The 20,293-nt window shown below is 60.6% G+C and carries 19 protein-coding genes; 3 read left to right on the top strand and 16 right to left on the bottom strand.

Annotated elements, in window-relative coordinates:
- The 16 genes from dusB to pyrR form a co-directional block, all read right to left on the bottom strand.
- The gene (gene dusB / locus DWV58_RS03735; protein WP_117776229.1) at nt 1-1,044 is read right to left on the bottom strand and encodes a tRNA dihydrouridine synthase DusB; all 1,044 of its coding nucleotides are present in this window, start codon (nt 1,042-1,044) and stop codon (nt 1-3) included.
- Between the two features lie 4 nt (nt 1,045-1,048).
- Nucleotides 1,049-2,860: a translation elongation factor 4 gene (lepA, locus tag DWV58_RS03730; protein WP_117776228.1), complete on the bottom strand. Its 1,812-nt coding sequence runs from the start codon at nt 2,858-2,860 to the stop codon at nt 1,049-1,051.
- 96 nt (nt 2,861-2,956) lie between these two features.
- Nucleotides 2,957-3,223: a 30S ribosomal protein S20 gene (gene rpsT / locus DWV58_RS03725; RefSeq protein WP_022094714.1), complete on the bottom strand. Its 267-nt coding sequence runs from the start codon at nt 3,221-3,223 to the stop codon at nt 2,957-2,959.
- Between the two features lie 133 nt (nt 3,224-3,356).
- On the bottom strand, nt 3,357-4,319 hold the full coding sequence (gene holA / locus DWV58_RS03720; RefSeq protein ID WP_117776227.1) for a DNA polymerase III subunit delta: 963 nt from the start codon (nt 4,317-4,319) through the stop codon (nt 3,357-3,359).
- Between the two features lie 78 nt (nt 4,320-4,397).
- Nucleotides 4,398-6,701 (bottom strand): DNA internalization-related competence protein ComEC/Rec2, encoded by a 2,304-nt coding sequence (locus DWV58_RS03715; protein ID WP_117776226.1) that lies wholly within the window; start codon nt 6,699-6,701, stop codon nt 4,398-4,400.
- Nucleotides 6,698-7,411, bottom strand: coding sequence for a helix-hairpin-helix domain-containing protein (locus tag DWV58_RS03710; RefSeq protein ID WP_158564516.1), 714 nt, complete (start codon nt 7,409-7,411; stop codon nt 6,698-6,700). Before DWV58_RS03710 ends, DWV58_RS03715 begins: the two co-directional genes overlap by 4 nt.
- Before the next feature lie 213 nt (nt 7,412-7,624).
- Entirely contained in the window at nt 7,625-8,869 is a 1,245-nt protein-coding gene (thiI, locus tag DWV58_RS03705) for a tRNA uracil 4-sulfurtransferase ThiI (protein ID WP_117776224.1), read from the bottom strand.
- Nucleotides 8,870-9,151 carry a DNA-directed RNA polymerase subunit omega gene (locus DWV58_RS03700; protein ID WP_035138532.1) on the bottom strand — a complete coding sequence of 94 codons (282 nt, stop codon included), beginning with the start codon at nt 9,149-9,151 and terminating at the stop codon, nt 8,870-8,872.
- Between the two features lie 5 nt (nt 9,152-9,156).
- Complete coding sequence (gene gmk, locus DWV58_RS03695) at nt 9,157-9,726, bottom strand: guanylate kinase (protein ID WP_099431806.1); 570 nt, start codon at nt 9,724-9,726, stop codon at nt 9,157-9,159.
- On the bottom strand, nt 9,727-10,035 hold the full coding sequence (gene mihF, locus DWV58_RS03690; RefSeq protein ID WP_006236130.1) for an integration host factor, actinobacterial type: 309 nt from the start codon (nt 10,033-10,035) through the stop codon (nt 9,727-9,729).
- A 239-nt stretch (nt 10,036-10,274) separates the two neighbouring features.
- The gene (pyrF, locus tag DWV58_RS03685) at nt 10,275-10,991 is read right to left on the bottom strand and encodes an orotidine-5'-phosphate decarboxylase (RefSeq protein WP_117776223.1); all 717 of its coding nucleotides are present in this window, start codon (nt 10,989-10,991) and stop codon (nt 10,275-10,277) included.
- Entirely contained in the window at nt 10,985-11,893 is a 909-nt protein-coding gene (locus tag DWV58_RS03680; RefSeq protein WP_006236128.1) for a dihydroorotate dehydrogenase, read from the bottom strand. The genes pyrF and DWV58_RS03680 overlap by 7 nt, the downstream gene beginning before the upstream one ends.
- A 14-nt stretch (nt 11,894-11,907) precedes the next feature.
- Complete coding sequence (locus DWV58_RS03675; protein WP_117639908.1) at nt 11,908-12,675, bottom strand: dihydroorotate dehydrogenase electron transfer subunit; 768 nt, start codon at nt 12,673-12,675, stop codon at nt 11,908-11,910.
- Between the two features lie 116 nt (nt 12,676-12,791).
- On the bottom strand, nt 12,792-14,081 hold the full coding sequence (locus tag DWV58_RS03670) for a dihydroorotase (RefSeq protein ID WP_117639911.1): 1,290 nt from the start codon (nt 14,079-14,081) through the stop codon (nt 12,792-12,794).
- Nucleotides 14,065-15,009, bottom strand: a complete 945-nt coding sequence (locus DWV58_RS03665) for an aspartate carbamoyltransferase catalytic subunit (RefSeq protein WP_117776222.1) — start codon at nt 15,007-15,009, stop codon at nt 14,065-14,067. The genes DWV58_RS03670 and DWV58_RS03665 overlap by 17 nt, the downstream gene beginning before the upstream one ends.
- Before the next feature lie 4 nt (nt 15,010-15,013).
- Nucleotides 15,014-15,598, bottom strand: a complete 585-nt coding sequence (pyrR, locus tag DWV58_RS03660; protein ID WP_006236123.1) for a bifunctional pyr operon transcriptional regulator/uracil phosphoribosyltransferase PyrR — start codon at nt 15,596-15,598, stop codon at nt 15,014-15,016.
- A gap of 452 nt (nt 15,599-16,050) precedes the next feature.
- On the opposite strand from pyrR, the gene rpmB reads away from it, so the two are divergent.
- From rpmB to DWV58_RS03645, 3 genes are all read left to right on the top strand, one after another.
- Nucleotides 16,051-16,239 (top strand): 50S ribosomal protein L28, encoded by a 189-nt coding sequence (gene rpmB, locus DWV58_RS03655; protein ID WP_022094725.1) that lies wholly within the window; start codon nt 16,051-16,053, stop codon nt 16,237-16,239.
- Nucleotides 16,240-16,753: 514 nt separating this feature from the next.
- Nucleotides 16,754-19,402, top strand: coding sequence for a bifunctional acetaldehyde-CoA/alcohol dehydrogenase (gene adhE, locus DWV58_RS03650; protein ID WP_117776221.1), 2,649 nt, complete (start codon nt 16,754-16,756; stop codon nt 19,400-19,402).
- 88 nt (nt 19,403-19,490) lie between these two features.
- Entirely contained in the window at nt 19,491-20,255 is a 765-nt protein-coding gene (locus DWV58_RS03645) for an aminoglycoside phosphotransferase family protein (RefSeq protein ID WP_006236119.1), read from the top strand.
- The last annotated feature ends 38 nt before the right edge of the window (nt 20,256-20,293 follow it).

The raw sequence follows: 20,293 nt of genomic DNA, 5'->3' as shown, positions 1-20,293 counted from the left end.
TTAAGCCTCCAGCGGATGATCGGGCACCGACTCACCGGCGGCAAGCGCGGCCTCGCAGGCCACCACATCGCGCTCGATATCATCGACCAGCGACATGAACTCCTCGTACGTAGAGCAACGCACCACCTGAGCGCGCCAGGCGGCGGCATGGGGCATGCCCTTTAAGTACCAGCTTGCGTACGTGCGAGCACGCGACATGAGCGGCAGAAGCTCGTGCGTCAACGTCAGGTGCTCGCGCAGAGCCTCCAGGCGATCGACCGAGGAGCGAGAAGGAACCGGCGTGCCATCGAGTGCAAGGGCTCGGGCATCGCCGAACACCCACGGATTGCCGTAGATGCCGCGCGCGATAAACACCGCGCTGGCACCCGAGCCGTGCAGATGCTCAGCAGCGTCCTCGGCCGAGAACACATCGCCCGAACCAATCACGGGAATCTCGACAGCGTCGGCAACCTCATCGACGACCGACCAATCGGCCTGGCCCGTGTAGAGCTGCGTGGCGCAACGACCATGCACGGCGACTGCGGCAGCCCCTGCGCCCTCAAGCATCTGGGCAAATGTCGCGGCATTGCGGTCCTCGGCATAAAAGCCCTTGCGAATCTTGACGGTCACGGGCACGTGCGCCGCGCCCACCGTGGCCTCGACGATCTTCTCGGCCAGGTCGGGCGTGCGCATGAGCGCCGAGCCCTCGCCCTTGGTAACGACCTTGCGGGCGGGACATGCCATATTAATATCGATGAGCGACAGGCGATCGCCAACGCGCTCCTCGACGGCGGCGACGGCGCTCGCAAACTGATCGGGCTTGGAGCCAAAGAGCTGCACGCAAATCTGCTGTTCCTCGTCAGCCGGCAGCACCAGGCGCCACGTTTTGTTGCTGGCATAGGCAAGGCCTGCCACGCTCACCATCTCGCTGTAGGCAAGGTTGGCGCCGCGGCGGCGACACATGATGCGATAGGCGGGGTCGGTAACGCCCGCCATGGGAGCCATAAGGAACGGCTGCTCGGCATAGGCGCCCAGCAGCCGCAGAATATATTCGGAAAGAGCCATAGACCTACTCGTCCACCTTGAGGATCGCCATAAAGGCCTCCTGCGGGACCTCGACCGATCCGATGGCCTTCATACGCTTCTTGCCCTCTTTCTGCTTCTCGAGCAGCTTGCGCTTACGCGAGATATCGCCGCCGTAGCACTTGGCAAGAACGTCCTTGCGACGCGCCTTGACGGTGGAACGGGCGATGATCTTGTTGCCGATAGCACCCTGGATGGGCACCTCGAACAGCTGACGCGGGATGATCTCCTTGAGCTTGTCGCACAGGCCACGGGCCAGGCCATATGCCTTGTCCTTATGGACGATAAACGAAAGCGCGTCCACCTCGTCGCCCGAAAGCAGGATGTCGAGCTTGACGAGCTCGGAGGGGCGATATTCGTTGAACTCATAGTCGAGCGAGGCGTAACCCTTGGTGCGGCTCTTGAGCTGATCGAAGAAGTCCAAGATGAGCTCGGCGAGCGGCATATCGAAGCGCATCTCGACCGATTTGCTCGTCAGGTGGATCATGTCGGTCGTGACGCCGCGGTGCTCGATGGCGAGCTGCATGACGGCACCCGTGTACTCAGGCGGGCAGATGATCTTTGCCTTGAGGTAGGGTTCCTCAATACGATCGATGCGTGTGGCCTCGGGAAGGTCCTGCGGACTGCGGACATCGATCATCTCGCCGTCGGTCTTGTAGACGTGATAGTCAACCGAGGGACTCGTGGCAATGAGGTCCAGGTTGAACTCGCGCTCCAGGCGTTCCTTGACGACTTCCATGTGCAGCAGGCCCAGGAAGCCCACGCGGAAGCCAAAGCCGAGCGCCACCGAGGTCTCGGGCTCCCACACCAACGACGGATCGTTGACGTGCAGTTTATCGAGCGCGTCACGCAGGTTCTCGTAGTCCTTGTTGTCGATCGGGAACAGGCCCGTATAGACCATGGGCTTGGCCTCGCGGTAGCCCGGCAGAGGCTCGGGGCAGGGGTTCGAGGCCCACGTGAGGGTATCGCCCACGCGCACGGCCTCGGGGTCCTTCAGGCCCGTGACCACGTAGCCCACCTCGCCAACGGTCAGCGCGTCGACCGGCGTCTCGGCGGGACGCTTGACACCCACGCCATCGACCAAAAAATCGCCCTTGGCCTGCATCATAAGCAGGGTATCGCCCTTTTTGATGGAGCCGTCAAAGACGCGCACCGTAGCAACGACGCCGCGGTACTCATCGAAGTAAGAATCCAAGATAAGTGCCTTGAGCGGCGCGTTCGCATCGCCCTTGGGCGGAGAGATCAAAAAGACAATGGACTCCAGCAAATCGTGAATGCCCTCGCCGGTCTTGCCCGAGACGCACACGGCATCATCGGCAGGGATCGCCAGGTCATCCTCGATCTCGGTCTTAACCTCGTCGGGATGGGCCGAGGGAAGGTCGATCTTGTTGATGGCCGGCACAATGTCCAGATTGGCGTTCATGGCGAGCGTCGCGTTGGAGACGGTCTGCGCCTCGACGCCCTGCGTGGCGTCGACGACGAGCACCGCGCCTTCGCAGGCGGCCAGCGAGCGCGAGACCTCATAGGTAAAGTCCACGTGGCCCGGCGTATCGATCAGATTGAACTGATACGTCTCACCATCGTCGGCGTCATAGGAAACGCGGACGGCATTGGACTTGATCGTGATGCCGCGCTCGCGCTCGATATCCATGGTGTCGAGCAGCTGCGACTCCATGTCGCGTTCGTCAACGGTATGGGTGAGCTCGAGGATACGGTCACTGATCGTAGACTTGCCATGGTCGATGTGCGCAACGATTGAGAAGTTGCGGATGTGGGAAATGTCAATTGAAGTATTCATGCGGACTATCTTACCCGAGCGGTACAAAAAATGGAGCCTGTTCCATAAAACAGGCTCCATTTATGCGCGTAATCTGTGTGGTGTGAAATTTACAACTTAGGCGTTGATGCTGTTCACGAGCTTGGCAAGACCGGACTTGCGGTTGGAAGCCTGGTTCTTGTGGATAACATGCTTGGCAGCAGCCATGTCGAGACGCTTCGTGACGGTCTTGAGGGCAGCCTGGGCCTTCTCGGCGTCGCCCTCGGCGACGGCGGACTGGACGTGCTTGGTCAGCGTCTTGAGCTCGGACTTGACAGCCTTGTTACGCATGCGAGCTGCCTCATTGGTGCGGATACGCTTCTTCTGAGACTTGATGTTTGCCACTTCTGGAGTTCCTTTCGAGTTCCTTGCAAAAAATGTATGACACCCCTGAGACACGGTGAGGTCATGCAAGCGCCTACTATAGCACGCTCCCTCTCAAAGGGATAGAACGAATTTGTCAAATAGGCAGGTATCATCACGATTTTCTCAAGATGTTCGTAATCCAGAGCAAAAGCGCGGTCTCAGAATCGGCAGAGCCCTTGAGCGCGAGCTCCACATCGACCGCACCCTCGAGCGCTGCGACGAGCTCGGTCATCGAAAAGCGACGCGCCCAAGTCAGGTGATTCTTGACCTGCCAGGACTGGAGCTTGAGCGTTGCGGCCAGCTCACGACCCTGTCCACGCGCATCGAGCGCCTTGGCGACGATCAGCTCGCGAATGCGACCGCACAGCAATGTGTAAGTCCACACGTAGCTCTTGGAGGGCAGGAGCTTAAAGAGCTCGAGCGAACGCCGCATATCGCGAGCCGAGACCGCATTGAGAAAATCCCAGGGTTGAACCTCGGCCGTACGTACAATCCAGCGCTCAACGTCGGCAAGTTCAATCTGAGGCGACTCGACCATCTGGGCAAGCCTAGCCAAGTCGTTATCAAGCATGCGAGTGTTTTCACCCGAACGCGAGACGAGTTCCTCGGCGGCCGCCATCGAGATCGACTTGCCGTGCTGCGTCGCCATCTGCTGCACGCGGCGCGGCAGTTCCCAGCGCTTGGTGCCGGAGCAATCGATCACGGCCTTCTTGTCGATCTTGGCGATCGCCTTATACAGGCGCGTGTTCTTGGCAAGCGAGTCGGCGATGATGAGGCAGACCGTTGTGGGGCTGGGACTCGCCAGATACTCGACGAGCGGCTCCGAAACCGCTTTGGCGAGCTTTGAGCAGCCATCAAGGATTACCAATCGAAACTCGCTGCCCATGGGAAAGGTGTTAAGCGATCCGATAATAGACTCGATATCGGGGTCCTTGGTCATGTCGCGCTCGTCGAGGTTGAACTCGACCATGCCCGACTTTTCCAGACGCGCTTTCATACGCGAGACGGCGTGATCGCGCTTGACTCCGTCGGTACCGACGATCAGATATGCCGGCAGCAGACCGGTTTCGGACATTGCGCTCCCCTCCCGCAGGCCTTCGCATTCGTTCCGTGCCATTCTAGCCCAGGGGCCCACCGCACGCCAACGACGTCGTCACGGTCGCTGGCATCGCATCGCAAAACCATTCGCAGTCGGCGTGACGGTAATGTCGCCGTGTTCGATGGTACACGCGAACACACCACCCGCTTCCTTCACGGCATCGATGCAGGCATCGGACGGATGGCCGTATCGATTCCCCTCGCCCGCGCTCGCGAGGGAAAGCTCGGGCTTCAGGACGTCCAGCAACTCACCATCGACTGAAACCTTGGAGCCGTGATGCCCAAGTTTAAGGACATCGATGTCCCCCACCTCCTGCACGAATTCCCGCTCTTGGTCGAGCTCGGCATCACCGGTGAGGAGCATGCGCAGGCCCTTGCCTTCCTGAACATAAGAGAGCAGCAGGACAAGCGAGTCCTCATTTCCCTCGCCATCCACGGACTCGAATGGCCACATCACACGAGCGCAAAATGAGCCGATGTCGACCGTATCCCCACGGCGCACCTGCCGATACTCCACGCCAGGTCGGTTCAATACCTCGGCAGGAGCATCCTCCAGCGCATCCGCCGCCACGGCAATCGTTCCGACCGAAAACTGTTCGAGCACGGCAGGCAAACCACCCCAGTGGTCCTCATCCCAATGCGTCACAAAGACGGCATCGATATGGTGCACGTTATTGCAAACCAACGCCGCAACCACACGCTCGTCGAGCCCGCAGTCGACGAGAGCTACTGCGCCGCCTTGGCGGATAAGAATCGCATCGGCCTGGCCCACATCGAGCACCGTCACCGAAGGCGGAGCGAATCGATCCCAATAGACGTACGGAATCGCAGCCAAGAGCATCAGGCATGCAAGCCCCACCGCCATAGGACGTGCACGGGGACGCGGCCACCAGACCAGCAGAACCGCCAGCAAACACGGCACTAGGTAAATCCACATGCTATCGGGCGGCACGCTCACGGATGCACCCGGCATGGCGGCAAACAGTTGCTCGAAGAACAGCGCGCAACGGGCGGCAATCATGGGCACAACGAGCGCCCAAGTCCGCAACGGTCCCACAAGCGAAAAGGGAGCCAGAACGATCGACACAGCGAGCAGTACGCTCACCACCGGACCGATGACCGCATTTGCCAACGGAGCAATGAGCGAGAACGTACCGAAGGCAGGAACGGTAATGGGAAGTGTCGCCAGTTGCGAGCACAGCGTGACGGAAAGCATGCCGGCAACGCCCGATGGCAAGCCCAGCTCACCCAAAGCGTAGGTCGCATAAGAGCAAAAGCACAGAATGGCTAAGACGCTGGCACATGAAAGCTGAAAGCCCATCTCGAACAGCACCGTCGGCCGCAGTAGCACAAAGATGGACATGGTTGCGAAGAGCGCCGAAAGGCCGTGCCGGCGACGCCCCGCGCCGTTTACGACAAGCGTCGCGAACACCATGCAGCACGCGCGCACGGCCGAGGGAGACGCGCCCGTAAATGCAGCGTAGCCCACAAGCGTTATCGCCAATATCGCCCGCTGAAGACCACGTGAGCACCGAGTCTTTTGCAATACGCCCTCGATTACAAACCCCACGATAGCCAAATGGCTGCCCGAGACGGCGATAAGATGTGCCGTTCCCGTCACAGAAAACCAGTCGCCCGCCGGCTGGGCGCGTAGCTCGGCCGAACGACCGCAGACGACACCGGCTATGAGCGCACGCGCCGGGTCGGTCGCAGGCGCGATGGATGCAAGCAGCCCATTTCGCAGCCGAAGCAGCGGCCCCGGAGAACCCTCATCGACCGATAAAATCCGAACGGCTTTAACCTTGCGCACCTCGCCTCGGAGCACGCGCGATCGTCCATATGCATCGTTCTCAAAACGCGAAACGCGACCGATAACACACACGTGCGCCCCGACCTTGAGCTCACGATCACACGATAGGCGAACCGTTGCCAAGTTCTTACCGTCCGCGCGTGCCTCGCAGGTATAGGAATACACGTCGTCGTTTATGGATGGATCACCCTGCACGACAAACTCGAGGCCGCTTGCCGCTCGACCGTCGAGCGCCCTCGAGGCGCTGAGCGCACCCACAGCCCACCACGCCGAGACGACCGCTCCCGCCACGAGACCGACGGACGCGGCATACAGCCACCGCTTCAAAGGGGCAAGCCGCGCACAAGATTGAGCCAGTACAACGAATACCGCCGCCGCAACGGGAATGGCCCATAGCGGCCCGAACGCCGGCGCCCGCTCCCTAAGCAGCGCATCAGCGGCCATGTTGAGCACCAAGATGCAGCTCATGCACATGCCGGCACACAAGGCCATCGTCCACGGAATCAGGGGCCGCGGAGGCATCACATGCTCGCGCTCGGTCGCACTCATACGCAGATGCAATCTTTGATTTTGGCAAGCTTCTTCTCGCCGATTCCCGACACACGCATCAGATCGTCAACCGAGGCGAAAGCACCGTTCTTTGTCCGCTCATCGATAATCGACTGTGCCATGGAGGGACCGATTCCCGAGAGCGTCTGCAGCTCTGCCGAGCTTGCCGTATTAATGTTTACTAGGCCTGTTGCGCCACCGACGCCTGATGATGCGGAAGTCCCACCATCAACACCGGCTTCCGCAATGGACGCCTGCTGCTCCCCTACCATTGGAACGTGAATCTTCTGTCCATCGACGACCTTAGATGCCCGATTGAGCCCTGTAACATCTGCCTCGGGCGCCAGCCCGCCGGCGGCATCAATCGCCTGAGCCACCCGCGCGCCGTCCTTGAGACGATATACGCCGGGCGACACAACGGCGCCATCGACATCGACATAGACCTCTGCCGCGGCAGAAGCCTTAGGCGAAGAGCCTTCGGATGTCTTTCCGCTCGAGGCATCGCCGGATCCCGGCTCCACTAACGAGCCCGAACCATCAGTGCGCTCAAACGACACGCCGCCGGCACCGCCGCTAAGGTTCGCCATTGCCAGTCCACTCGCCATCGCAATGACGACCAGTATCGCCATCACCACTGCCTTATGACCGAGCAGTTTTCCCGCCCAGCGGTCCATCTTTTTGACTCGTTCGTGTTGTTCGCGCTGCGCCATAGCAAAACCTCCCAACACCATCGTGTCAGGAAAGGAGCTCCGCAACAGCCACGCCCCAAAACCGGTTTTCGAGGTCAAAACAAAAGCTGACCAAAACCTTGCACAAATCTGTCCATTTATTCAGACATACGTCAGCAAATGAACACTTAGCCGCAAAATACCCAGATACCAAAAGACCGACGATGCAGGCGCATCGTCGGTCTATACACAAATTTACTCGTGATCTTGGTAAATCTCACGCGGAGCAAGCTCCGAATGTTTGCGTTTTAAGGTCTTAGGGGCCTTATACGTGTTGCTCTCGAAGTCGATGTACTCGGTCTGCTTGAGCAGGCGCTCGATCATCTCCTCATGATCGAGCAACTCCCAGGCCTCATGCACGGCATCGAGCTTAGCGTGCGTCTCGGGACGGCGCGGCATAAACAGCGTGCAGCAGTCGGGAGCGGCCTCAGTCGAGATATCGAACGTACCGATCTCCTCGGCACGCGCGATGATCTCCTGCTTGTCCGAACCGATGAGCGGACGGAACACGGGAATCTTCACGGCCTCGTTGACGGCCATGATGTTCTCAAGCGTTTGGGAGGCAACCTGCCCAAGCGATTCGCCCGTAACGATGGCCTTGGCGCCCTCGATGTGCGCAATGCGCTCGGCAACCGAATACATAATGCGACGATACATGATCACACGCAGGTTGCTGGGGCAGGTGACCGAAATCTCACGCTGGCAGTCGCCAAACGGAACCACGTACAGACGACCGATCTGGACACCCGGCTCAAGCGCACGGATGATGTCCTGCACCAAATACTCGCTCGTATCGGGCGTCTGCGGACGACCGGAGAAATGCACCGGCACGCACACCGCGCCGCGACGCGCGAGCATCCAGGTCGCCACCGGAGAATCGATACCCGACGACAGCAGCGTCACGACCTTGCCGGCAGAACCCACCGGCAGACCGCCCACGCCGCGCTCGGAGCGCGCGTACACATAAACGCTACCCTGGACCACCAGTACGTGCACCATCACATCGGGGTCGTGCATTTGAACCTTTTTATCGGGGAAGGCCTCACACAGCACCTCGCCAACCTGTCGATTGATATCGATCGAGGTGAGCTCATAGTCGGTATTGGAGCGCTTGGCGTGCACCTTAAACGAATCGAAGGAACCAAACTCGCGCAGCGCCTTCACAGCGGCGGCGCAGTACTCCTGCGGGTCGCGGTTGGTGTGATACGCCAGGGAAACACGGGCAACGCCGGGGACGGTGCGAATGACACGCGCCGCCTCGTCGGCCTGATGCTCGTTAAAGGTCACGAGGATATAACCGGAAATTCGAGACACGGCGTTCACGGAAAAGGCGGCCAAGGCCGCCTTGATGTTATCCATGAGGATATGCTCAAAATGTGCGCGGTTCTTGCCCTTCAGTCCAACCTCGTGATAGTGGACCAGGCAGACGCGAGCTGCCATTTAGGCTTCAGCAACCTTGTGGCCGAGCGCCTTCTCGTAACGGGCCTCGTCGTAAGAGATGTCGCCGTCGACAATCTCGTCCATAGCCATCGAGATGGTATCGGCACCGGAAAGCCCGATGGTGATGTCATCGACATCCTGGACGGCAAGCACGCGGTTGTGCTGGCCACGCAGCATGCTATTGATGTCGCAGGCGCGCTTGGAGGCAAGCGAAGCGAGCAGGAAGCGGTTGTGATCGGTCTTCTCCAGAAGATCGTCAATGCAAGGCTTTACAACGGACACGGACCTCAGATCCTTTCATGCATATCGAGAACGCGAACGAGCTCATCGGTCGCGCGGTCGAGATCGTCATTCACCACGACGTCGTCGTAGCGGTCGGCAAGGGCAAGCTCATCGGCGGCGTTTGCCATACGCAGCTCAATCGTCTCGGGCGTCTCGGTACCGCGACCGACTAGACGCTCGCGGAGCACCTCAAGCGAAGGCGGCTTGATAAAGATCAGCACGGCCTCGGGGAAACGCTCCTTCACCTGCAGGGCGCCCTGGACATCGATCTCCAAAATCAGAGACGAGCCCGAGGCGAGCTTGGATGTGACCTCGCTCACCAACGTGCCGTAGCAGTTACCGTGGACCTCGGCCCACTCAACAAACTCACCGTTTGCCACGCGGCGGTCGAACTCCTCGCGCGTCAGAAAAAAGTAGTTGACGCCGTCGACCTCACCTTTGCGTGGTGCTCGCGTGGTAGCCGAAACCGTCAGACCCAGGTTCGAGCGGCGCTCGCGCACACGAGTGACGAGCGTACCCTTGCCTGCGCCTGACGGTCCAGAAATCACAAAGAGCTTGGAATCCTGAGCGCTCACTTATTTGGTCAGCTGCTCGAGGAGCTGCTCGCGCTGACGGACACCGAGGCCCTGGACGCGACGAGTAGCGGAGATACCGAGCTCCTCCATGATCTTGGCGGCCTTGGCCTTGCCATAACCGGGGAGAGACTCGATGAGGGTGGAAACCTTCATGCGGGAAGCGATGGGGTCATCGGAGTTGAGCACGGACTCGAGGGACTTCTCGCCCTTCTTGATCTGCTCGCGAAGCTCAGCGCGGGCGTGACGTGCGGCAGCAGCCTTCTCAAGAGCCTGCTTGCGCTGCTCGTCGGTAAGCTGAGGGAGTGCCATTCGTACCTCCAAATAGTTGGGTTATATCTGATTCAATAATTGGCATTTTAGCACGTAGAACGTACAAAATGCCTAATCGCGGCTCCATAGGTTAGACGATACCCGCAAAAAGTGCAATATACTGCGCCCAAAGTTAAGCCCCTGACCTGCGATTCCACACAAAGGATGGGAAAGTTTACGCAGGCACAGGGGCTATTTTGTGCTAATGAGACCCAAAAGTGGTGACTTAGGGGAATCTTTTACGCAACGTTTTCGACCAGCTCGGCGACGATGGCGTCAAAGGCGGCAACCGGATCGTCGGCACCGGTGATGGGACGGCCCACCACAATGTGGCTTGCGCCACGCTCGATAGCCTGGGAAGGCGTCGCCACGCGGGACTGGTCACCAAGGGCGGCACCCACCGAACGCACACCCGGAGTCACGATCAGGGCATCAGGACCCAGCAGCTCACGCATGTCGTGAGCCTCCATCGGTGAGCACACGATGCCATCGATGCCGTTGGCCTGAGCAAGCTTTGCCAAGCGGGCGGCCTCCTCGGCCACGGGAGACTCGACGCCGATCTCGCTCAAGGTATCCTGATTCATGCTCGTGAGCACGGTGATGGCGACGAGCTTGGCGCGGTCCTCACGCGCCTCCTCGGCACCCTCGCGGCAGGCAGCGAGCATAGCACCCGAGCCCAGGCCGTGGACCGAAAGCAGGTCGGCACCGGCAAGCGAGGCCGAGCGGGCAGCGCCGCGCACCTGATGCGGAATGTCATGGAACTTAAGGTCGAGGAAGACCTTAAAGCCAAGGTCCTTAAAGGTCTTGACGATCTGGGGACCCTCAGCGTAATAGAGCGTCATGCCGACCTTGAGCCAGGCGGCATGGCCCGAAAGCTCGTGGGCGAGCTCGAGCGCGCGCTCACGGTCGCAGTCGAGGGCGACGATAACACGGTCGCGGGCATCATTCTCTAGCATTCGAAAGCACCCACCAGCTCGTTGATGTCCTTTACGCCCTGGGACTCGGCCCAGGCCTCGAGCTCATGCGCGATCTTAAGCGAAGCGCACGGATCGACGAAGTTGGCCATGCCGACCGACACGCAGGTGGCGCCGGCCAGGATAAACTCAGCCGCATCCTCGCCAGTCATGACACCGCCGACACCGTTGATGGGGATATCGACGGCCTGGGCAACCTCCCAGACCATGCGCACGGCGATGTGGTGGCACAGCGGGCCCGAAAGGCCGCCCTTGGGCTTGGCCACGCGAGACTTGCGGGTATGGACGTCGATGGCCATGCCCTGGATGGAGTTGATGACCGAAAGGCCGTCGGCGCCGGCAGCCTCGAGGGCCTTGGCGATCTCGGCGACGTTGACCGGCGCCATCTTCACGAACAGCGGCTTATCGGTCACCTTGCGGCAAGCAGCCATAACGGAAGAGGCGCCCTCGGGCGTGGAGCCCATGGCGGCACCGCCGGCGGCGATATTAGGGCAGCTCACGTTGATCTCGTAGCCGGCAGCCCAGGGGCACAGCTCGACATACATCTCGAGTGCGCGGACAAACTCGTCAACGGAGTGCCCGGCAACCTGGCAAATGACCTGGCAACCGTCCTTGGACAGCTGCTCGAGCCACGGGCCGGACTCACGGGCAAAGGCGGCGACACCGGGGTTCTGCAGTCCCACGGAGTTGATCATACCGCCAGGAATCTCGGCCATGCGAGGCGCAGGGTTGCCCGGCCAGGGTTCGGCGGCACAGCCCTTGGTGGTAATGGCGCCCAGCTGGGAAACATCGAAGAAATTCTGGAACTGCCAACCGTAGCCAAAGGTACCGGCTGCGGTGTTGATGGGGTTCTGCATCTTGACGCCGCCGAAATCGACGGCCATGTTAACGGTACCCACTAGAAGACCACCACCTTGGAAGCATCGAACACGGGGCCGCACATGCAAGCACCCTTCATACCGTCGACCGTCTCGACATTGCAGGTGTTGCAGGCGCCAAAGCCACAGCTCATCATGCGCTCGAGGGACACCTCGCAGTACGCACCGGCCTCGGCGGCAGCGGCGGCGACTTTCTTCATCATGACAGCGGGGCCGCAGCTGGCGACGTAGTCGTAGCCGCCCTCGCCAAGCAGCTCAGCGGCAGGATCGGTGCAAAAACCGTGCGTGCCGAGCGAGCCGTCGTCGGTGCACACGTTGACCGTATCGCACAGCGCGCGGAACTCATCGACTCCCACGGCCTTGGACGCGGTGCCAAAGCCCAGGCACACGTCGACGGCCACACCCTGCTCGACGAGCATGCCGGCAAGGCACAGCACGGGCGGAACACCGATGCCGCCCGCAACGAGCAGCGCCTTCCTGGTGCCCTCGGGAACAAGCCAGCCGCGGCCGCCAGGGCCCAGCAGGTTAGAAGTGGAACCGGGGGCCATCTGCGACAGACGGCGGGTGTCGTCGCCCACGACGGCGTACCACAGCTCGACGGTGCCGGCCTGGGCGTCGGCGCGATAGAAGCTCAGGGGCACGCGAAGCAGCGAAGAGGCATCGCCGGGCACGGCGATGTTCACAAACTGACCGGGCTTGAGCGCACTTGCAAGCTTGGGGGCCGAGATTACGAGCGAGAAGATGCCCTCGGCGATCTCCTTGTTCGAGACGACCTCGAAGTCGTGCATGCGTGCAGTGGAAGGTGTGGGCATAGACGCTCCAATCCCCCATGCGGTTGCATGGTTCAGGCGAACAGAAAGCGCGGCACCGCAAGGGCGCCGCGCACAAAAGCGATAAGGCTATGCTAGCAGATGCAGCCGTCGGCGAGCGTCTGCTTGCCGCCGACAAACACATCGGTGGCACGACCGGTGAGCGTGCGGCCGGCAAAACCGGAATTCTCGGCACGCGACTCGTAGCCGTCCTCGCCGACCGTCCAGGTGGCAGACGCGTCGAAGACAGTCAGGTCGGCAACGGAGCCCGCCTTGACCTGAACCTGGTCGAGGCCCAGGATCTCACGAGGCTTGATGGCCATGAGCTCGACCATGCGACCCATGCTCATCTTGCCCGTGTTGACCAGCTCGGTGAGCACGAGCGACAGCGAAGTCTCGAGGCCGATCATGCCGAAGGGCGCCAGCTCGAACTCGCGGGCCTTCTCCCACGGAGTATGGGGAGCGTGATCGGTGACGATAGCGTCGACGGTACCGTCGATGACGCCCTGACGGATAGCCTCGGCGTCCTCGTCGGTACGCAGCGGCGGGTTGACCTTGAGCGAGGTGTTGTAGGTCTCGTCCAGGTCGTTCTCGGTCAGGAACATGTGGTGCGGCGTGGCCTCGCAGGTGACCTGCACGCCAGCTGCCTTACCGGCACGCACGAGCTCCAGGCCATGGGCGGTGGAGATGTGCTGGATGTGCAGCTTGGCACCGGTCAGCTTGGCGATCTCGATGTCGCGGGCGATCTGGAGCTCCTCGCCGGCAGCCGGCCAGCCCTCGAGAGCCAGACGGGTCGAGACCTTGCCCTCGTTGATCTGGCCGTGGCCGACCAGGTCCTCGTCCTGGCAGTGGCTCATAAAGACCTTGCCGAACATCTTGCCGTAGTCCATGCAGCGACGGAGCATGCCCGCGCCCTGCACGCCACGACCGTCGTCAGTGAAGGCGACGGCGCCGTGGGCGACCATATCGCCCATCTCGGACATGGCCTCGCCCTTAAGACCGCGGGTCATGGCTCCCGACGGATAGACGCGGCAGTGGCCGACCTCGGCAGCGCGGGACTTGACGAACTCCACGACGGTGCCGTTATCGGTGACGGGATCGGTGTTGGGCATGGCGCACACGCCGGTAAAGCCGCCCTTGGCAGCTGCACGGGTGCCGCTCTCGATGTCCTCTTTGACCTCGTAGCCGGGCTCGCGAAGGTGAACGTGCATATCCACCAGGCCGGGGACGAGATATTTGCCGGAAAGGTCGCGGACCTCGGCTCCCTCGACGGCGAGATTCTCGCCGACCTCGGCGATCTTATCGCCGTCAATCAGGACGTCAACGACACCGTCAAGCTCGACGGACGGGTCGACGACGTGGGCATTCTTAAGAAGCAAGGCCATTATCGGCACCTCCAAGCAGCAGATACAGGATAGCCATACGCACGCAGATACCGGCGTAGACCTGCTCCAGGATGACGGAGCGTTGCGGGTGGTCGGCCATATAGGAGTCGAACTCGACGCCGCGGTTGATGGGGCCCGGGTGACAGATGATCGCGTCGGGCTTCATGAGCTTCTCGCGGTCCTTGGTCAGGCCGAAGAGCTTGTGGTACTCACGAATGGTCGGGAACGGAGCGCCCTCGAGGCGCTCCTGCTGCACGCGCAGCATGTAGACGACGTCCAGCTCGGGGAGTACCGAATCGAGGTCGCTCGTCACGTGGTCGCAGCCCAGGACCTCGGGCGCCGGCGGCAGCAGCGTGCCGGGGGCGACGGCGTAGGTCTCGCAGCCCATGATCTTAAGGGCGGGGATCAGCGAGCCGCAGACGCGGGAGTGCGCGATATCGCCGACGACGGCGGCCTTAAGACCGTGGAAGTCGCCCTTGTGCTCCCAGATGGTGTACAGGTCGAGCAGGGCCTGCGTGGGATGGTTGTGCTTGCCGTCGCCGGCGCAGATGACGCTCGCGGGCGAGTTCTGCGTGACGATGTAGGGAGCACCGGCGTGCTTATCGCGAACGACGATGCAATCAATCTTGTAGGCGTTGAGGGTCTCGACGGTGTCGACGAGGCTCTCGCCCTTGACCGTGGAGGTCGAGGAGCCGCCAAAGTTGAGGCTGTCGGCCGAAAGACGCTTCTCGGCGAGCTCGAAGGAGCTGCGGGTGCGCGTCGAAGGCTCGTTGAACATGTTGACGATGGTCTTGCCCTTGAGCGTGGGGACCTTCTTGATCGCACGCTCATTGACCTCGGAGAACGCCTTGGCGGTCTCGAGGATGAGCTTGATGTCCTCTTCGGAGTACTCGGTAATGTCGATCAGGTGCTTATGGTTGAACGCCACGGTACTACTCACCTCCCAGCGGCGCGGAGCCCACGTGGGAACCCGGCGCGACGTCGTTAATCTCGACGGCGGTGTGGCCGTCGACTTCCTTCATATATAGGTGCACGTTCTCCTCATGCGACGAGGGAACGTTCTTGCCGACAAAGTCCGGCGAGATGGGGAGCTCACGGTGACCGCGGTCAACGAGAACTGCCAGCTCGATGCGGCTCGGACGGCCCAGGTCCATGACGGCATCCAGAGCGGCGCGGATAGTACGGCCCGTATACAGGATGTCGTCCACCAGCACGACGCGCTTGCCGTCGACGCTGAAGGGAATGTTGGTAGCGTGGATCGCGGGAGCGAAATTGGTCGCATAGTCATCGCGGTAGAAGCTGATGTCCAGGCTGCCGAGCGGAACGTCGACGCCCTCGATCTCCTTGATCTCCTCGGCGAGCTTCTTTGCCAGAAGGTCGCCGCGCGTGACGATGCCGACCAGAGCGAGGTCTTCACAGCCCTCGTTGCGCTCGAGAATCTCGTGCGCGATACGGGTCATCGCTCGATTGACGGCGGTCTCGTCCATGATGACCGCCTTGGGGGAAGTCGTGCCCATCGATCTCCTTCCTCACATGTCTTGACTGCTGACACAGTCAAAAAAAATAGATGCCCGACCGCTTAAAGCGGACCAGACACCCACAGGAAGGGCTGCTCTTTGGCAGCTATGTAATTCCATGTGGGTATCTCGTACCCCTTTAATGGTCAAGGGATAGTGTAGCCAACCTCGAGCTTAATTGCGAGCATAAATACAGGGCAATCCGTAAACGGGCGCAGGTGCTCCATAAACCTATATATATTTGTGGGACGAGCTTGAAAACGCACGCACGAGCTGGCATAATCCCCTCTGCTGCACGCAAATCGGATCTACGTCCAGGGCCGTGGCGTGAGCACTATCGCCAAAAGAGGAATATCTCTGTGTAGATTACGCACAGGGAGCTGCTTCTGTGCTATAGTTCAGGCTTGTTTGTTAACGCGACATGTTCGTTTGTCGCCCAAGGAGGGTCAGTTATGTCCAAAGTTTGCGAAGTTTGCGGTAAGCACCCCGTTGCCGGTCGCTCCATCAGCCACTCTCACCGCGTCACCAACCGTAAGTTCCGCCCCAACATCCAGCGCGTCTACGTCGTCGTCGATGGTCACCGTCGCAAGATGAACGTTTGCTCCACCTGCCTCAAGTCTGGCAAGGTTGCGCGCTCCTAAATAAGGTCTTACCAACAAGTACCTCGGACTCTCCGGGTCAAAGACCTCGCGTTCACATAGAACTTACCAAAGGCGCCCTCCCCTAAGGAGGGCGCCTTTTGCACTCATTGGGGACAGACTTACATGAGTGTTTGCAGATGTCAAAGGAATCATAGCCTAGCTGATATGCCTTAAAGCTTGACCAACGGTACGTCTCGAGTGAGTCGATTGCACTTTTCACAGGATTGAGATGGATATAATCGAGAAGCTGCACCGCCTGCGTGTCCGACTCAACAGCGACCCGCGAATAGCGATTATCAAACAGATGCCCCGTTCTCCCCGTTTTCCCATTGAAATACTTGTTTTAGTCTGTCCCTAATGAGCGGGGCGATGCACTGGCAGATAGTTTTAGTTAAAACGCTTCAGTATATTGAAGCGTTTTAGTATGCCTTTTACGGGAATCTTGCCGTTCGCCGAATATTTTCTTGCTATCATGCAAGTCGTAGGGTAAATCTCCGATCGCAAGGAGACACAAATGGTGAAAAAGTCACCGGAAAACACTACTCCCGCAATTGTGGACAACGTAGAGGCGCTTGAGGCTAAGCTCGCTCAGATGCGAGAGGCCCAGGCGCTTTTTGCTACGTACACGCAGGAGCAGGTCGACAAGATCTTCTATGAGGCCGCCATGGCCGCCAACAAGGCTCGTATCCCGTTGGCGAAGATGGCCATCGAGGAGACCGGCCGCGGCGTTCTTGAGGACAAGGTCATCAAGAACCACTACGCCGCAGAGTACATCTACAACGCTTACAAGAACACCAAGACCTGTGGCGTTCTGGAGCGCGACGAGGCTTACGGCATCACCAAGATCGCCGAGCCCATCGGCATCGTGGGCGCCGTCATCCCGACGACCAACCCCACCTCCACCGCGATCTTCAAGACGCTGATCAGCCTGAAGACCCGCAACGGCATCATCATCTCCCCGCACCCGGCAGCCGCCAAGTGCACCATCGCCGCCGCCAAGCTCGTGCTTGACGCCGCCGTCAAGGCCGGCGCCCCCGAGGGCATCATCGGCTGGGTCGATGTCCCCTCCATCGAGCTGACCAACATGGTCATGCGCGACGTCGACATCATCCTCGCCACCGGTGGCCCGGGCATGGTCAAGGCCGCCTACTCCTCGGGCAAGCCCGCCCTGGGCGTTGGCGCCGGTAACACCCCGGTCATCATCGACGACACCGCCGACGTGCTGCTCGCCGTCAACTCCATCATCCACTCCAAGACCTTCGACAACGGCATGATCTGCGCTTCCGAGCAGTCCGTGACCGTCATCGACACCATCTATGACCAGGTCAAAGCCGAGTTCCAGAAGCGCGGCTGCTACTTCGTCAAGCAGGGTGCCGAGATGGAGGCCCTGCGTGCCGCCATGTTCAAGAACGGCGCTCTCGATCACCGCATTCCCGGCATGGCTGCCGCCAAGATCGCCGAGCTCGCCGGCATCGAGGTTCCTGCCAAGACCAAGATCCTGATCGCCGAGGTCACCTCCACCGACCCCGCCAAGGAGGAGTTCTCCCACGAGAAGCTCTCCCCGGTCCTGGCCATGTATCACGCCAAGGACTTCCAGGAGGCCGTCGACAAGGCCGAGCACCTGGTGCTCGCCGGTGGCCCGGGCCACACCGCCTCTCTGTACGTGCACCCCGCCCAGGCCGAGAAGATCAGCCTGTTCGAGCACGTCATGAAGGCCTGCCGTATCGTCATCAACACCCCGTCCTCGCACGGCGGCATCGGTGATCTGTACAACTTTGGCATGAAGCCGTCTCTGACCCTGGGCTGCGGCTCCTGGGGCGGCAACTCCGTCTCCGAGAACGTTGGGGTGAAGCACTTGATCAACGTTAAGACTGTGGCCGAGCGCCGTGAGAACATGCTGTGGTTCCGCGCTCCCGAGAAGGTCTACTTCAAGAAGGGTTCCACGCCCGTCGCTCTCGACGAGCTCGGTACCGTCATGGGCAAGAAGCGCGCCTTCATCGTCACCGACCAGTTCCTCTTCAAGAATGGCAACACCCGCGCCATCGAGGCCAAGCTCGACGAGATGGGCATCGCCCACGACTGCTTCTACGACGTCGAGCCCGATCCGTCGCTGCAGTGCGCACGTCGCGGCGCCAAGCAGATGGCTCTCTTTGAGCCGGACGTCATCATCGCCGTCGGCGGTGGCTCCGCTATGGACGCCGGCAAGATCATGTGGATGATGTACGAGCACCCCGAGTGCAAGTTTGAGGACATGGCCATGGACTTCATGGACATCCGCAAGCGTATCTTCACTTTCCCCGAGATGGGCAAGAAGGCCTACTTCGTCGCCGTCCCGACCTCTTCGGGTACCGGCTCCGAGTGCACGCCGTTCGCCATCATCACCGACAAGGAGACCGGCATCAAGTGGCCGCTCGCCGACTACGCGCTGCTCCCCAACATGGCTATCGTCGACGCCGACAACTGCATGACCGCCCCGCGCGGCCTGACCGCTGCCTCCGGCATCGACGTCATGACCCACGCCATCGAGTCCTACGTCTCCATCATGGCTTCCGACTACACCAAGGGCCTCTCCGAGCGCGCTGCCAAGCTCGTCTTTGAGAACCTGCCCTCCAGCTTCACGAACGGCGCCAAGGACCCGCACGCCCGCGAGGAGATGCACAACGCCTCCTGCATGGCCGGTATGGCCTTCGCCAACGCCTTCCTGGGCCTCAACCACTCCATGGCCCACAAGCTCGGCGCTTTCCATCACCTGCCCCACGGCATCGCCAACGCCGTCATCCTGACCCGCGTTATGCGCTACAACGCCGCCGAGGCTCCCGTCAAGATGGGTACCTTCTCTCAGTATCCTTACCCCAACGCGCTGCACAACTACGCCGAGATGGCCAAGTACTGCGGCATTGAGGGCAAGGACGACAAGGAGGTCTTCGAGAACTTCATCACGAAGCTCGAGGAACTCAAGGACTTCATCGGCGTCAAGAAGACCATCGCCGACTACGGTGTCGACGAGCAGTACTTCCTCGACACCCTCGACGAGATGACCGAGCAGGCATTCAACGACCAGTGCACCGGCGCTAACCCGCGCTACCCGCTCATGAGCGAGATCAAGGAGCTCTATCTGGACGCCTACTACGGCCGCGAGCCTCAGGATTACGCCGTCTGCTAGTTCTAGCACGGTTTTTAACGGCGGGGGTGCACGGGTGTTTCACACACCCCCGCCGTCGCTTCTATCGCATCGTTGAAAGGATGCAACCATGCTGCTACCCGATTCCAAGACCGAGCTCGTCCGCCGTGGCAACAAGGTCGTTTACGACCTGGGCGACAAGATCGTCAAGGTCTTTAACGAGACCAAGCCCGTCTCCGACGTGTTCAACGAGGCTTTGAATCTTGCCCGCATCAATGAGTGCGGCATCCGCAGCCCCAAGGCTCTCGAGGTTTCCCAGCTCGAGAACGCCAACGGCTGGGCGCTCGTGACCGAGAAGGTCCCGGGTACCACCCTTGCCGAGAAGATGACTGCCGAGCCCCAGCGCTTCGGTGAGTACCTCGAGATGTTCGTCGACCTCCAGATCGAGATCCACGGCTACACCTCCCCGCTGCTCAACCGTCAGCGCGACAAGTTCGCCCGCATGATCGACAGCCTTGATCAGCTCAATGCCACCACGCGCTACAACCTTCAGGAGCGCTTGGACGGCATGACCAAGGAGTTCAAGGTCTGCCACGGCGATTTCAACCCCTCCAACGTCATCGTCGGCGATGACGGCCAGCTGTACGTCTGCGACTGGGCACACGCCACCCAGGGCTCCCCTGCTGCCGACGTTGCCACCACCTACCTGCTCTTTGCCCTCAACAGCAAGGATCAGGCCGAGGCCTACCTGGAGCTCTACTGCGACCGCGCCGACATGCCCATGCAGGTCGTGCGTCAGTGGACGAGCATCGTAGCCGCTTCCGAGCTCGCTCGTAAGCGCAACGTGAACGATGAGTTCCTTAAGAACTGGATCGACGTCGTCGATTATCAGTAATATCTGAGCGATTTATTTCGCATCGGAGGCACAAAGAG

The organism is Collinsella sp. AF11-11, from assembly GCF_003465485.1.
Lineage (GTDB): Bacteria > Actinomycetota > Coriobacteriia > Coriobacteriales > Coriobacteriaceae > Collinsella.
This window is presented reverse-complemented; position numbering and strand designations above follow the sequence as displayed.

Bases quoted from the DNA above. Each gene is read 5' to 3' on its own strand.
- dusB (WP_117776229.1), bottom strand. From the start codon at position 1,044: ATGGCTCTTTCCGAATATATTCTGCGGCTGCTGGGCGCCTATGCCGAG.
- lepA (WP_117776228.1), bottom strand. From the start codon at position 2,860: ATGAATACTTCAATTGACATTTCCCACATCCGCAACTTCTCAATCGTT.
- holA (WP_117776227.1), bottom strand. From the start codon at position 4,319: ATGTCCGAAACCGGTCTGCTGCCGGCATATCTGATCGTCGGTACCGAC.
- DWV58_RS03715 (WP_117776226.1), bottom strand. From the start codon at position 6,701: ATGAGTGCGACCGAGCGCGAGCATGTGATGCCTCCGCGGCCCCTGATT.
- DWV58_RS03710 (WP_158564516.1), bottom strand. From the start codon at position 7,411: ATGGCGCAGCGCGAACAACACGAACGAGTCAAAAAGATGGACCGCTGG.
- thiI (WP_117776224.1), bottom strand. From the start codon at position 8,869: ATGGCAGCTCGCGTCTGCCTGGTCCACTATCACGAGGTTGGACTGAAG.
- mihF (WP_006236130.1), bottom strand. From the start codon at position 10,035: ATGGCACTCCCTCAGCTTACCGACGAGCAGCGCAAGCAGGCTCTTGAG.
- pyrF (WP_117776223.1), bottom strand. From the start codon at position 10,991: ATGCTAGAGAATGATGCCCGCGACCGTGTTATCGTCGCCCTCGACTGC.
- DWV58_RS03680 (WP_006236128.1), bottom strand. From the start codon at position 11,893: ATGGCCGTCGATTTCGGCGGCGTCAAGATGCAGAACCCCATCAACACC.
- DWV58_RS03675 (WP_117639908.1), bottom strand. From the start codon at position 12,675: ATGCACGACTTCGAGGTCGTCTCGAACAAGGAGATCGCCGAGGGCATC.
- DWV58_RS03670 (WP_117639911.1), bottom strand. From the start codon at position 14,081: ATGGCCTTGCTTCTTAAGAATGCCCACGTCGTCGACCCGTCCGTCGAG.
- pyrR (WP_006236123.1), bottom strand. From the start codon at position 15,598: ATGGGCACGACTTCCCCCAAGGCGGTCATCATGGACGAGACCGCCGTC.
- rpmB (WP_022094725.1), top strand. From the start codon at position 16,051: ATGTCCAAAGTTTGCGAAGTTTGCGGTAAGCACCCCGTTGCCGGTCGC.
- adhE (WP_117776221.1), top strand. From the start codon at position 16,754: ATGGTGAAAAAGTCACCGGAAAACACTACTCCCGCAATTGTGGACAAC.
- DWV58_RS03645 (WP_006236119.1), top strand. From the start codon at position 19,491: ATGCTGCTACCCGATTCCAAGACCGAGCTCGTCCGCCGTGGCAACAAG.